The organism is Prauserella endophytica, assembly GCF_005146945.1.
Lineage (GTDB): Bacteria > Actinomycetota > Actinomycetes > Mycobacteriales > Pseudonocardiaceae > Prauserella_A > Prauserella_A endophytica.
In genome coordinates this window covers 212,147-225,516 of record NZ_SWMS01000004.1, presented here as the reverse complement: position 1 = coordinate 225,516, position 13,370 = coordinate 212,147, and the positions used below count along the sequence as shown (strand labels likewise).

General features: G+C 71.7%; 14 protein-coding genes. 6 read left to right on the top strand and 8 right to left on the bottom strand.

Going from position 1 to position 13,370, the window contains the following annotated elements:
- Positions 1–5: 5 nt before the first annotated feature.
- From FCN18_RS10260 to FCN18_RS10235, 6 genes are all read left to right on the top strand, one after another.
- Complete coding sequence (locus FCN18_RS10260; RefSeq protein ID WP_112271674.1) at positions 6–302, top strand: ferredoxin family protein; 297 nt, start codon at positions 6–8, stop codon at positions 300–302.
- Complete coding sequence (locus tag FCN18_RS10255) at positions 295–1,155, top strand: mycofactocin-associated electron transfer flavoprotein beta subunit (RefSeq protein ID WP_137094653.1); 861 nt, start codon at positions 295–297, stop codon at positions 1,153–1,155. The genes FCN18_RS10260 and FCN18_RS10255 overlap by 8 nt, the downstream gene beginning before the upstream one ends.
- A complete protein-coding gene (locus tag FCN18_RS10250; protein WP_113640984.1) occupies positions 1,152–1,931 on the top strand; it encodes a mycofactocin-coupled SDR family oxidoreductase in 780 nt (259 codons plus the stop codon). The genes FCN18_RS10255 and FCN18_RS10250 overlap by 4 nt, the downstream gene beginning before the upstream one ends.
- A gap of 127 nt (positions 1,932–2,058) precedes the next feature.
- On the top strand, positions 2,059–3,378 hold the full coding sequence (gene mftF / locus FCN18_RS10245) for a mycofactocin biosynthesis glycosyltransferase MftF (RefSeq protein WP_137094650.1): 1,320 nt from the start codon (positions 2,059–2,061) through the stop codon (positions 3,376–3,378).
- Positions 3,379–3,520: 142 nt separating this feature from the next.
- Complete coding sequence (mftE, locus tag FCN18_RS10240; RefSeq protein WP_137094648.1) at positions 3,521–4,183, top strand: mycofactocin biosynthesis peptidyl-dipeptidase MftE; 663 nt, start codon at positions 3,521–3,523, stop codon at positions 4,181–4,183.
- 50 nt (positions 4,184–4,233) lie between these two features.
- A complete protein-coding gene (locus tag FCN18_RS10235) occupies positions 4,234–5,097 on the top strand; it encodes a PaaX family transcriptional regulator (RefSeq protein WP_199542428.1) in 864 nt (287 codons plus the stop codon).
- Positions 5,098–5,526: 429 nt separating this feature from the next.
- Here the strand turns inward: FCN18_RS10235 and FCN18_RS10230 are convergent, their stop codons facing one another.
- The 8 genes from FCN18_RS10230 to FCN18_RS39480 form a co-directional block, all read right to left on the bottom strand.
- A complete protein-coding gene (locus tag FCN18_RS10230) occupies positions 5,527–6,384 on the bottom strand; it encodes an amidohydrolase family protein (RefSeq protein WP_113640987.1) in 858 nt (285 codons plus the stop codon).
- Positions 6,381–7,952 carry a benzoate-CoA ligase family protein gene (locus FCN18_RS10225; protein WP_137094646.1) on the bottom strand — a complete coding sequence of 524 codons (1,572 nt, stop codon included), beginning with the start codon at positions 7,950–7,952 and terminating at the stop codon, positions 6,381–6,383. The genes FCN18_RS10230 and FCN18_RS10225 overlap by 4 nt, the downstream gene beginning before the upstream one ends.
- A 10-nt stretch (positions 7,953–7,962) precedes the next feature.
- Positions 7,963–9,384, bottom strand: a complete 1,422-nt coding sequence (gene boxB, locus FCN18_RS10220; RefSeq protein WP_137094644.1) for a benzoyl-CoA 2,3-epoxidase subunit BoxB — start codon at positions 9,382–9,384, stop codon at positions 7,963–7,965.
- A 3-nt stretch (positions 9,385–9,387) separates the two neighbouring features.
- Positions 9,388–11,079, bottom strand: a complete 1,692-nt coding sequence (boxC, locus tag FCN18_RS10215) for a 2,3-epoxybenzoyl-CoA dihydrolase (protein ID WP_206077858.1) — start codon at positions 11,077–11,079, stop codon at positions 9,388–9,390.
- Positions 11,080–11,138: 59 nt separating this feature from the next.
- Positions 11,139–12,437 carry an NAD(P)/FAD-dependent oxidoreductase gene (locus FCN18_RS10210; RefSeq protein WP_137094642.1) on the bottom strand — a complete coding sequence of 433 codons (1,299 nt, stop codon included), beginning with the start codon at positions 12,435–12,437 and terminating at the stop codon, positions 11,139–11,141.
- A gap of 12 nt (positions 12,438–12,449) precedes the next feature.
- Complete coding sequence (locus tag FCN18_RS10205; protein ID WP_112271662.1) at positions 12,450–12,686, bottom strand: DUF6480 family protein; 237 nt, start codon at positions 12,684–12,686, stop codon at positions 12,450–12,452.
- Between the two features lie 144 nt (positions 12,687–12,830).
- Positions 12,831–13,055 (bottom strand): hypothetical protein, encoded by a 225-nt coding sequence (locus FCN18_RS10200; RefSeq protein ID WP_112271661.1) that lies wholly within the window; start codon positions 13,053–13,055, stop codon positions 12,831–12,833.
- Positions 13,056–13,127: 72 nt separating this feature from the next.
- Entirely contained in the window at positions 13,128–13,286 is a 159-nt protein-coding gene (locus FCN18_RS39480) for a hypothetical protein (protein ID WP_170200528.1), read from the bottom strand.
- Positions 13,287–13,370 lie beyond the last annotated feature (84 nt).

Genomic DNA, 13,370 nt, shown 5'->3' with positions numbered 1-13,370 from the left:
TGCCCATGAACCAGCGTTACGGCGACGTCTCGTTCGAGGACCGGATGTCGCACGTTGACTTCCGGGTCGCGGAGCAGCCGCACATCGTGGTGGACACCGACGTCTGCCGGTCGTGCACCACCAAGACCTGCGTGCACGCGTGCCCGGCGAACCTGTTCGTGCCCACCGCCGAGGGCGGGATCCTGTTCAACTACGAGCAGTGCTTCGAGTGCGGCACGTGTTACCTGATGTGCGACGGCGGCAACGCGATCAGCTGGAGCTACCCCGACGGCGGCCAGGGCGTGGTGTTCCGCCATGGCTGAGCCGCTCAGGCCGCTCGTCGTGGCCCTGCTGCGCTGGACCGACGCGCGGGCCAGGATCGACCCGCTATCGGGCGAGGTCGAGACCGACCCGCGCGGTGCCGGTCCGAGCGAGGCCGACAGGTGCGCGCTGGAGCACGCACTGCGCATCGCCGAGGCCGCCGCAGGCCGGTGCGTCGCCGTGACCCTCGCCCCGGAACCGGCGGAGGAGCTGCTGCGCGACGCCCTCGCGTGCGGTGCCGACGCCGTGCTGCGCGTGGACGTGCCGTCGTGGGACTCCCGCGTCCCCGACTCCGGCGCCACCACGGCGCGGGCGCTCGCACACGCGATCAGGACGGAACTCGGCGAGCCGTCGCTCGTGCTCACCGGCGACCATTCGGCCGACCGGGGCACCGGCAGCACCCCCGCGTTCCTCGCCGCCGAGCTGGGCTGCGCGCAGGCACTCGGCCTCGTGGAACTGTCCTATGCCGACGGTGAGCTGCTGGCGCTGCGCAGGCTCGACAGGGGCCGCAGGGAGCGGCTCGCCGTGCCGCTGCCCGCCGTGTGCTCCGTCGAACCGGCCGGGCTGCGGCTGCGCAGGGCCGCGCTGCCCTCGACACTGGCGGCGCGCACGGCCACGATCCCGGTCGTCACGGGGTCCGTCGCCGCCGAGCCGGTGACCGCACACGCCGCGCGCCCGTTCCGGCCGAGGGCCAAGGAGCTTCCCCCGCCGCCCGAGGCCGACCCCCGGCTGCGGCTGCTGCGCCTCACCGGTGCGCACGAGCATCGCGAACCGCCCCGCGTAGTCGTCACCGACGACCCGGCCGAGGCGGCCGACGAGCTGCTGGAGTACCTGCGGGGCAAGGGCTACCTGTGAGCGTCGCGCTGGTCACCGGTGCCGCCCGGGGAATCGGCGCGGCGGTGGTCCGGCGCCTGGCCACCACGGGCTGGCAGGTGGTGGCCGTCGACCGCTGCGCCGACGACCCCCGCGTGCCGTACCCGCTCGGCACCAGGGAGGAGCTGGCCGCGCTGGCGGCCTCGTATCCGGACTCGGTGCTCGACGTCGTCGCCGACGTGCAGGACCTGGCCGGGCTGCGCTCGGCGGTCGCACTGGCCGAGGAGCGCTTCGGCGGACTCGACGCCGCGGTGGCCGCCGCCGCGCTCATGGCGGGCGGCCGTCCGCTGTGGGAGAGCGACGACACCGAATGGGACGCCCTGTTCTCCGTCGGCGTCACCGGGATCGCCAACCTCGCGCGCGCCGCGATCCCCGCCATGCTGCGCCGCCCGCAGCCTCGGCAGGGCCGGTTCGTCGCGCTCGCGTCGGCCGCGGCCCACCACGGCCTGTGGCACCTCGCGGGCTACAACGCCGCCAAGCACGCGGTGGTCGGGCTCGTCAAGGGGCTCGCCACCGACCTGCGTGGCACGGGCATCTGCGCGACCGCGGTGTCGCCGGGCTCGACCCGCACGGACATGCTCACGGCGACGGCGCGGCTCTACGACCTCGGCGACGTCGAGGAGTTCGCCTCCCACCAACTGGTCGAGCGGCTGCTCGAGCCCGACGAGGTCGCGGCGGCGGTGTGCTTCCTGTGCTCGCCAGAGTCCTCGGCCATCACGGGCACGGTCGTGCACGCGGACGGAGGCTTCGCGCCGTGAAGCCGGGCCCGCGAGTTCTGCGTTCCGGACGGCGAGTTCTGCGTTCCCGTCGGCGAGTTCTGCGTTCCGGACCGCGAGTTCTGCGTTCCCGTCGGCGATCCGTACGTCCGGAGGGAGGTGCCACGTCGTGAAGCCCGGCACGCGGCTCACGCTCGACGACTCCGTGCGCAGGCGCGGCCCCCTGCTCATCGGCGGCTCACCGCTTCGCCTCGTGCGGCTCGGCAAGGCGGGCACCCGGCTGCTCGACCGGTGGCTCGCCGGCGAACCGCTGGGCGACGGCCCCTCGGAGGAACGGCTCGCGCGCAGGCTGCTGGACGCCGGGCTCGTGCACCCGAGTCCGCCGCCCCTGCTGACCGCGGCCGACGTGACCGTCGTGGTGCCGGTGAAGGACAACCCCGGCGGGGTCAAACGCGTGCTGTCCGCGACCACCGAGGTCGCGGAGCGGATCGTGGTCGACGACGGCTCGCGCGAGCCGCTTCCCGGCGCGAACGTGCGGCACGAGCGGCCGGGCGGGCCCGCCGCCGCACGCAACGCGGGCTGGCGGCTGGCGGGCACCGAGCTGGTGGCGTTCCTCGATTCCGACACCGAGCCTGAGCCGGGCTGGCTCGACGCGCTCCTGCCGCAGTTCTCCGACCCGACCGTGCTCGCCGTGGCGCCCCGGATCCGCAGCGTGCCGGGCGACGACGTGCTCGCGCGGTACGAGGCCGACCGGTCGAGCCTCGACCTCGGTGCCCGCCCCGCGCCGGTGCGACCGATGAGCCGCGTGAGCTACGTGCCGAGCGCGGCGCTCGTCGTCCGCCGCTCCGCGCTGTCCGCTGTGGACGGTTTCGACACCGGTCTGCGCTTCGGCGAGGACGTCGACCTGGTGTGGCGGCTGCTCGAGCTCGGTGCCGTGCGCTACGAGCCCACCGCCGTGGTGACGCACGAGCCGAGAGCCGCGCTGCGCCCGTGGCTGCGGCAGCGGTTCGAGTACGGCACGTCGGCGGCCCCGCTGTCGCGGCGGCATCCCGGCAAGCTGAGTCCGGCGCGGCTGTCGGCGTGGAGCGCGGCGGCGTGGGCACTGCTGGCGCTCGGCAGGCCGTGGCTCGCCCTCGCGCTCGCGGCCGGCTCGACGGCACTGCTGCCGCGCAGGCTGCGGGGCCGGGGCGTGCCGGTGCCGGAGTCCCTGCGGCTGGCGGCGCTCGGCCACCTCGGCGCGGGCAGGCTGCTCGCGGAGGCCACGCGCCGCGCGTGGTGGCCCGCCGCGCTGCTCACCGCGAGGGGACGCCGCGTGCTGCTGGCCGCGCTGGTGCCGTGCGCGGCGGAGGCACTCGGGCACTCGCCGGCGTGGCTGGCCCTGCGGATCGCCGACGACCTCGCCTACGGTGCCGGGGTGTGGACGGGCTGCCTCCGCGAACGCACCCCCGCGGCACTGCTGCCCGCATTCACCGAGGGCGCGCTGCGATGACGTCGGTGTCCCGCTTGCCCTGGCCCGAGGCAACGCCCACCACCGAGCCCACCCGCGTAGCCCGCCGACGACCCCACCTGCGGCGCCGGGGTGTGGACGGGCAGCCTCCGCGAACGCACCCCCGCACCGAGGGCACGCCGCGATGACCTCCCTGGCGAACCTGCGCTGGCCTGAGGTGCCGCGCGCGCTGCTGGCCGTTCCACTGGGCGCGACCGAGCAGCACGGCCCGCACCTGCCGCTCGACACCGACACCACCGTCGCCGAGGAGCTGGCGCGACGGCTCGCCGAGCGCGTGCCCGGCGTGGTCGTGGCACCGGCGTTACCGTACGGGTCGAGCGGCGAGCACGCGGGCTTCCCGGGGACGCTGTCGATCGGGCAGGAGGCACTGGAACTCGTGCTCGTCGAGCTGGCGCGCTCGGCCGACCACTTCGCGGGGATCGTGTTCGTCAACGGTCACGGCGGCAACCTGGAACCCCTGCGGAACGCCGTGCGGCTCCTGCGCGCGGAGGGCAGGCGCGTGTTCGCGTGGGCTCCGGGCGGGCCGCCCGACGACACGCACGCGGGGCGCACCGAGACGTCCGTGCTGCTGCACCTGCGACCCGGCGACGTGCTGCCCGGCGAACCCGGCAACACGGAACCGCTGCCTTCGCTGATCGACCGGCTGGTGAGCAGGGGTGTACGGAACGTGAGCGCGAACGGTGTGCTCGGTGATCCGACGGGCGCGACGGCCACGGAGGGCGAGGCACGGCTCGAGGCCTGGACGGACGCGCTGGTCACCGCCGTGCGCGACTGGCAGGCCGGGTGACGCTACCCTGCCCAGTGGCACGCACGATCAGCAATGAGGGTGGTGACGCGATGCCGGCGGCGGAGGGGCGGCGCGGCAGGCCGGTGCTGAGCAGACGGCGCGAGGTCAGCCACATGAGCGCGCGGTCGCTGCTCATGACGCTGCTCGGCGAGTTCGTGCTCCCCCGTGATCGTCCGGTGTGGACCTCCGTGCTGGTGGACGCGCTGGCGATGTTCGACGTCGAGGAGAAGTCCGCCCGCCAGGCCCTGGCCCGCACCGCCGCGGAGGGCTGGCTGGAGTCGGAGCGCGTCGGCAGGCGCGTGCGGTGGTCGCTGACGCAGCCGGGGCGCAAGCTGCTCACCGAGGGCGCGCGGCGGATCTACGACTTCGGCAGCACCGAGCGCACCTGGGACGGCGAGTGGCTCGTGGTGCTCGTGTCCGTGCCCGAGGCCAAGCGGGACCTGCGGCACCAGTTGCGGACCAAGCTGACGTGGGCGGGTTTCGGCTCGCCCGACCCCGGCGTGTGGGTCACCCCCCACACCTCGCGCGAGGCGGAAGCGCTCGACATCCTCACGGGCCTCGGCCTCGGCGACGCGCTGTCGTTCACCGGTCCGTACGGCCGGATCGGCGACGAGGCGACAATGGTCGCCCGCGCATGGGACCTGCGGAACCTGGAAACGCGGTACGAGGAGTTCGTCGGTGCCTTCGCGGCGCTGGAGCCCGCCGGCGGCGATGCCGTGCTCGACGCGCAGACCCGGCTGGTGCACGAATGGCGCCGGTTCCCCTTCCTGGACCCCCAGCTGCCAGCGACCCTACTGCCGACGGGCTGGAGCGGAGCCAAGGCGGCCGAGCTGTTCCACCGCAGGCATACCGAATGGCGCCCCTCCGCCCAGCACCGCTGGGACGAACGCCTGGCCGCCGAAGAAGCCGCCTGACCCGCATTCGCGAGTCCCCCGCCAAGGCCCGCGAGTCCCCCGCTCCGGACGCCGAGTCCCCCACTCCGGCGCGCGAGTCCCCCACTCCGGCGCGCGAGTCCCCCACTCCGGCGCGCGAGTCCCCCACTCCCGACCGCGAATCGCCCGCTCCCGACCGCGAATCGTGCGTTCCCGGCCGGGAGCCCGCGTGCGCGAATCGGGAGCCCCTGCGAGCCGGGCAGCCGAAGCGAATGTCCTGAACGGGCCACTCGTGGCCCGGAACGCGGAACTCGCGGGCCGGAGCGGGACTCGCGGCCCGGAACGGGGGACTCGCGGCCCGAACGGGGGACTCGCGGGCCGGAACGGGGGACTCGCGGGCCTGAACGGGGACTCGCGCGCCCGAACGGGCAACTCGCCGGCCCGAACGGGGGACTCGCGGGCCGGAGCGGGTCAGATCGCCAGCCCCGGGTACAGCTTCGCCGCGTTACCGGCCAGGACGTCGCGCAGTACCTCCTCGGGAAGCCCGAGTGCCGCGAGGGCGCGGACGTTGCGGGCCGTGCCCGGTACACCCGGCCAATCGGTGCCGAAAACGAAACGGGTCGCGAGCCTTTCGAAATCGAACCGCGCGTAGTACTCGGGCAGCTTCTTCGGCGGCAGACCCGCCAGATCGAGCCACACGTTGTCCTTGGCCAGCGCCAGAAACGCCGCCGCGTCATACCACCACCCACGGCCACCGTGCGCGAAAACGAACCGCACGTCCGGGAAGTCCTCCACCACGTCGGCCAGCAGCTGGGGGTCACCGAAGATCGTTCTCGCGCCGGGGAAGCTGCTCGTGCCAGAGTGGAGGATCACCGGGACGCCGCGCTCCTCACACACCTGGTAGGCGCGGTACAGCTCCTTGTCCGCCGGAGAGAACCCACCGTGCACCGGGTGCAGTTTCAGCGCCACCGCGCCGAGGTCCAGTTGACGCTCCACTTCGGACGCCAGTGGATGGTGCAGATGGGGGTTCACGTTGGCCACGAGCCGGAACCGCCGGGGATTGCACTCCACGAACGGCAGGTTGTCCTCGATCGGCTGGATCCCGGTCGCCCGAGGGCTGTACTCGCAGAACAACAGCGCCCGGTCGACGCCCTCCTCCTCGAACAGCGCGTCGAGCCGCTCAGGCACCGGGTCACCGGCCGAGTCGTAGACCGAACGCCACGGATGCGGCCCCGAGAACCGCCGAGCCCACTCCAGCCACGCCGGCTTGAGGGTCGAAAGGCGCGGCACGTGCACGTGCGCGTCGACCACGGGGTAGCCGTCGATCACGTAACCGCCTCGACGGGCGGAGCCTCCGCGACCGGCACCGCGTCGGTCCTGACCAGGTCGCGCAGCACGTTGCGCCGGATCTTGCCGGTCGCCGTCTTGGGCAGCTCGGTCAGCTCCACGACCGCGCGCGGGCGCTTGAACGACGCGAGCCCCGCCCGACACCACGCGATCAACGCGTCGCCGTCCACGTGCGTACCCGGCTTCGGCACCACGCACGCGACGGGCTTGTCGAGCTCGTCGGAATCGGGTACCGCGACCACCACGGCCTCGGCAACGTCCGGGTGCTCCAGCAGCCGTTCCTCCACCTCGCTCGGCGTCACCCAGATGCCGCCCGCCTTGATCATGTCGTTGAAGCGGCCGAGACACGAGTACGTCCCGTCCTCGTTGCGCACGTACGTGTCGCCGGTGCGCATCCACTCGCCGAGGAACACCTTGCGCGACGTCTCCGCCCGGCACCAGTAGCCGGTCGCCGCGCTGTCACCGCGCACGTAGAGCTCACCCGGCTTACCGATCTCGGAGACCACCGCACCGTGCTCGTCGCGGATCTCCACGTCGTATCCGGGCACCGGAACACCCGACGACGCCGGGTGGACCTCGCCGGGCCGGTTGGACATGAAGATGTGCAGCATCTCGGTGGAGCCGATGCCGTCGAGCACCTCGACACCGAACTCGTCGCGCATGCCGTGGAACATCCGTGCGGGCAACGCCTCCCCGGCCGAAACCCCTTGGCGCACCGAGGAGAACGCGTCGCGGGGCACGTCGCTCGCCAGTAGCGGTCCCCAGAAGCTCGGCGTGCCGAAGAGCAGCGTCGCGCGGTCGGTCATCGCGCGCGCGGCGACGAGCTGCGGGGTCGGCCGCGCCGACTCGAGCAGCGCTGTCGCGCCGACCGAGAGCGGGAAGAACATCGAGTTGCCGATGCCGTAGGCGAAGAACAGTTTCGCGACGGAGAGGCACCGGTCGTCGCGGGTGATGCCGAGCACCTGATGGGCGTAGGTCTCCGCCACGAACCGGATGTCGGTGTGCCGGTGCATCGCCGCCTTGGGCGTGCCGGTGGTGCCCGAGGTGTAGAGCCACAATGCGGGCGAGTCGGCCCACGTCGCGTAGGGCTGTGCGCGCTCCCCCGCGCCCCGCAGGCGGTGCCAGTCGTCGGTGAGGACGACGGTCTCGACGTCCGGTGCCTGCTCGACGGCGGCCAGCACGACGTCACCGAACGCGCTGGAACCGAGCACGATCCGGGTACGCGAGTCGGCGATGAGCTTGCCCAGCTCGCCCGCGGTGAGCATGGTCGAGCACGGGACGGCGACGGCGCCGAGGTACATCGCGCCGAGGATGGCGGTGAACAGCTCGACCTCGTCGGCCATGCACATCAGCACGCGTTCCTCCGGCCGCACGCCGAGCGCGTGCAGCCCGCCCGCGACCCTGCGGACCTCCTCGTCCAGCTCGGCGTAGCTGAGCGTGCGGGTGTTGGACACGACGGCGATGCGTGCCCCGTCGCCGGCAGCGACGTGCCTGCCGACCAGGTACTCGGTGGCGTTGAAGGTGGTGGGAGGAGCGGTCAGCGCTGACATGGGCCCCGCCTTAGGTCAGGTAGACGTATTCGTAGTCGAAGGGCTTGCCGTTGATGCCGTTGGTCGGAGGTGCTACCCAGCTCGCGATCTTGCCACGTTCGTAGACCGGTTTCATCAACGAACGGACGAAGGTGAGGTCCTCGCTGGTGGGCAACCATTTGCTCTTGGATGCCTGCCACGTCTGCTCGTCGACGATAGTGCCGTCGGGGGTCACGTGGTAGCCCGCGTTGATGCCCACCTGCCGGTTGAACCCGGGGTGCGGCAGGTACAGACGGTAGTCGATGTCGTTGTCGGCGAGGATCTTGTTCCAGCGCTTGAGCCCGCTGCGGCAGTCGGAGATGTACTCGGTGCGCAGGTCGAGGTTGAGCAGCAGGATCGCCTGCAGCTCCTCCTGGGTCCACGTGCCGTCGTCGCGGGGCTTCTCCAGCAGCGCGCTGTCGTCGGTGAGCTTGTGGTCGTCCTTGCGGCGGTTCTCCAGCCAGCGGCCCTTCAGCCCGGACGTGTAGTAGTTGGCGGCGTTGGTGGAGGTCTCGCTGCCGAACAGGTCCAGCGAGACGCTGTAGTGGAAGTTGATGTACTTCTGCACGATGTCGAGCGGGATGCCGCCGTGCGAGGCGATGTCGAGGGTGTCGTGCTCGCGGATCAGCTCGGCGCTGCGGGTCACCACGCGGTCGACGCCGGTGGTGCCCACGAACATGTGGTGGGCCTCTTCCTTGAGCATGAACTCGCACGTGCGCGACAGCGGGTCGAACGCGGACTCCTTGAGGGTGCCGAGCTGGTACTTGCCGTCGCGGTCGGTGAAGTAGGTGAACATGTAGAAGGCCAGCCAGTCGGCGGTCTCCTCGTTGAACGCGCCGAGGATGCGCGGGGAGTCGGGGCTGCCGGAGTTGCGGTACAGCAGCGCCTCGGCCTCCTCCCGGCCCTCGCGGCCGAAGTAGGCGTGCAGCAGGTACACCATCGCCCACAGGTGCCTGCCCTCCTCCACGTTGACCTGGAAGAGGTTGCGCAGGTCGTACAGCGACGGGGCGGTGAGGCCGAGCAGCCGCTGCTGCTCGACGCTCGCGGGCTCGGTGTCGCCCTGGATGACGATGAGCCGTTGCAGGTCGGCCCGGTACTCGCCGGGCACCTGCTGCCACACCGGTTCGCCCTTGTGCTCGCCGAAGCCGATGGTGCGGTCGGCGTCGCGCTCGGCGAGGAAGATGCCCCACCGGTACTCCTCGGGCACCACGTGGTCGAAATGCGCCCAGCCCTCGCGGCCGACGCTGACCGCCGTGCGCAGGTACACGCCGTGGGTCTCCAGCGTGGGGCCCATCTCGGCCCACCAGTTCATGAACCTCGGCTGCCAGCCCTCCAGCGCCCGCTGCAGGCGCCGGTTGGACGACAGGTCGACGTTGTTCGGGATCTTGGCGTCGTAGTCGATCTTTTCCGGCATGCTCTACACCCGTTTCCGGTCGAAGACGGCTCTCTGACCCGTGCCGTAGCGACGCAACGCGCCCTGCTCCCCCGCGGCGTTGGGCCGGTTGAAAATCCAGTTCTGCCAGGCCGAGAGGCGTCCGAACACCTTGGTCTCGATGGTCTCGGGCCCCACGAAGCGGTGGTTGGCCTCCATGCCGGTCAGCGCGTCCGGAGAAAGGCCCCTCCGCCCCTCGATCACCAGCCGGATCTCGTCGTCCCAGTCGATGTCGTCGGGGGCGTCGGTCACCAGCCCGAGCTCCACGGCGTCGGCGGGGGCCAGCGCGCGGCCGCGCTCCTTGGCGAGCCAGGCCAGGTGGTCGTCCTCGCGGTAGAAGCGGGACTCGAGCCGGGTCAGCCCGTTGCCCATCGGCAACGGCCCGAAGTTGGCGTCGGAGAGCGTGATCGACGCGCGCTCGTCGCTGTCCTCGTCCTCGATCTGTGGGGGAGGACCGTCCAACATGTACTGCCGGTCGCACGCGAGCGCGAGCTCCAGCAGCACGCCCGCGAAGCACGAGCCCGGCTCGATCAGGGCGATCAGGCTCCGGCTGGTGACGTCGAGCCGCTTCAGCGTCCGCTTGTAGTAGTGCAGGATCTCGTTGCGGAGCCAATCCCCGGCCGCACCGTCGAGCACCGCGGCCTCGTGCCGCAGCACCAGCTCAGGGTCCCCGGCGGTGCGCAGCACCCACGTCCCAAGCTCGGGCTCGTTGGTGCGCAACCGCAGGATCACGTCGTCCAGCTCACGGGTCAGGGCGAGCAGCCAGAACGCCGCGCCCCGCTCGTGCGGGTCGCCTGGCTCCGCCGATGGTCCGCACACGGTCAGCTCCACCGTGCCGGCGCCCCGGTCGTAGCGGGCGGAGACGTGCTCGTACTCCAGCCCTTCCGGTGTCTCCTCGCGCCGCAGCGGCGTCAGCTCGATGCCGGCGGCGTCCGGGGGCCTGGTGCTGCGCTCAGCCAGCTCCTCGGCCCTGCGGGTGACCGTCTCGGTGAACTCCCGCCGCGGCGCCAGCTCGTCGACGAGGCCCCAGTCGACGGCCGTCCTGCCCTTGACGCCGTCGCTGCGCGTGGCGAACACGTCGGCCCGGTCCTTGCGCACCCGCCGCTTGTCCACCACCCGCGTGAGGCCGCCCGTGCCGGGCAGCACGCCCAGCAGCGGCACCTCCGGCAGCGCCACGGTGGAGGAGTTGTCGTCCACCAGCACGATGTGCTCGCACGCGAGCGCGAGCTCGTAGCCGCCGCCCGCGCAGGCGCCGTTCACCGCGGCCAGGTAGGTCTGCCCGGAGAACTCGGTGGCGTCCTCCATGCCGTTGCGGGTCTCGTTGGTGAACTTGCAGAAGTTCACCTTCCACTCGTGCGGTGAGCCCGCGAGCATCCGGATGTTGGCGCCCGCGCAGAAGACGTTGTCCTTGCCGCTGGTCACCACCACCGTGCGCACGCCGGGGTGCTCGAAGCGCAGCCGCTGCACGGCGTCGTACAGCTCGATGTCCACGCCGAGGTCGTAGGAGTTGAGTTTGAGCTCGTAACCGGGGACGAGCCCGCCCTGCTCGTCGACGTCCAGCACCAGCCACGCGAGCGGGCCGTCCACCCGCAGTCTCCAGTGGCGATAGGAGTCCGGGTGCCGGTCGAACGACACGGTGGTCGGCCCTGCGGTGTCCTCGACATCGATGGCGGTCACCCTGTCAAGTTTCTACGCATGACCATACCGACGTCAAGGTTGTGTAGAACTAAGCAGGGCTAAGCACGCCGCCCCGCCGCCTCCTGGAAGGCGCCACGCGGCTCCTCGCGGGAATCCAGGTTGACCACATCGTGCCCGAACGGCATGCCGACGAGCCAGTCGCCGAGCACCCTGATCGTGCGGTTCCACGTGGGGATCTGGGTGGCGTAGTACGCGCGGCGGGCGGTCCACGCGAACCTGCCGTGGACCTTGCGGCCCAGCATCTCGCCGACGGCCTTGTTCATGCCGAGCGTCACGAACTCGCCCTTGCTCTTGTAGTGGAACGGCTTCAGCTCGCCGCCCCGCAGCCGCTGCGCGATGTTGTCGCCGAGCCTGCGCGCCTGCCGCACCGCGTACTGCGCGGTCGGCGGGCACACCCCGCCCTTCTGCAGGTCCGGCACCGCGGCGCAGTCGCCCGCCGCCCAGATGTCGGGGTGTCCCTCGACGCGCATCGTCTCGTCGACGACGATCCGGCCACGCTGGTCGGTGGGCAGTCCGAGTTCCTTGACCAGCGGCGGGGGCTTCGTCCCGGCGACCCACACGAGGGTGCTCGCGCGGAAGCTGTCGCCGTCGTTCAGCCGCACCAGGCCGTCCTCGGCCGACTCAAGCTGCGTGCTCAGCCGCACGTCGATGCCGCGGCCACGCAGCTCGGACACCGCACGCGCGGCGAGGTCCTCGCTGACCGTGGTGAGGATGCGGTCCATGGCCTCCACGAGCACCCAGCGCATCTCCGAGGCGTCGATCTCGGGATAGCCCTCCAGCACGTCGACGGCCATGTCCTGCAGCTCGGCGAGCGCCTCGACGCCGGTGTAGCCGCCACCGACGAACACGAACGTCAGCGCACAGCGGCGCAGCTCGGGATCGCGGGTGGCGGAGGCGATCTCCAGCTGGCGCAGCACGTGGTCACGCAGGTGCACGGCCTCGGCCAGCGAGTTGAACCCGATCCCGCACTCGGCCAGCCCGGGAATCGGGAGCAGCTTGGACATGGCGCCCATGCCGAGCACCAGCTCGTCGTATTCCAGCTCCAGTTCCGGGCCCGCCTCGGGTGCGACCGACGCGACCCTGCGCTGGGTGTCCACACCCGTGAGCCTTCCCGCGACGAAGCGCGTCCCGCTCAGCACCGCGCGCAGCGGGACCACGGCGTGCCTCGGTTCGAGCGTGCCCGAGGCGACCTCGGGCAACAGCGGCCGGTAGACCATGAAGTTCTCCGGGTTGACCACGGTCACCTGCGCCTCGCCGCTGCGCAGCCGCTGCTGCAGGCGCAACGCGGCGTAGAGACCGACGTAGCCGCCGCCGACGATCACGATCCGTTTCGACACGCGAGAAGCCTCCTACCCACCGTTGACGTAGATCACCAAGTAGGCGATGAAGAATCCGGCGACGAGCACGATGCTCGCCACCACGACCACGAGCCACGCGATCGACATCCCCTTGGACTGCCGGGGCTCGCGGTGCGAGAGGCCGGACGTCTGGCCGGATTCGGGCGGCGTGTCGCCGGGCCGGACGCCGCCGCCCTCCTCAAGTCCGGGCGTCCTGGCCGGGTCCGGATCAGGTGGTGGCGTGGTCATGGCCTCCGGGTACCCACGCGCGCCAGGGCAAACCCGTGCCCGATCCGAGCCCCGTCCGCAGTGAAGGCCACCATGCCTGCGTTCAACGCAGTGAAGGTGGCCTTCACTGCGGATGGGTGGCGCTGGCGCGGACGGTGGGCCGGCTCAGTGGAGCCTGGGGACGTGCGGTTCGCCCTCGATCGCGTCGAGCTCGTCGGCGCGGGCGATCAGGTCGGTGGTCAGCTCCTGCAGGTGCTTGCCGAGCAGACGCAGGCCGTCCGCGGGCAGCTGGCCGCCGTCCTGGCGGTGCAGCAGCTCCACCACGGCCTCACCGAGATGGGTGTTCACAGCGGAGAGCCGGGCGAGCAGCTCGCGGTCTCGGCGGATCATGTCGGTACCCCTTCGAACCCCTCAGTGATTGCGTAGCACGCTACACCAATGGGCTCGGAGGGGGAACCGGGACTATTCGCGGCCGAGGACGATGGTGGGCTCCAGCTCGTCATCGTCGTCACGGGGCAGGGGAACACGCAGGTTGCCCGCCGCCTCTCCCGCCCCGCCTTGAACGCCGGCCGTGACGGTCTCGACGCTCTCGGCCTGTCGCTCGGCATCGGGGCTCCGCATCACGGGCTCCTTTCACACCAGAAAACCGATGATCTTGATATACCCGACGCGACAGCGGAAAAACCACAGGGCGATCCCAACCTG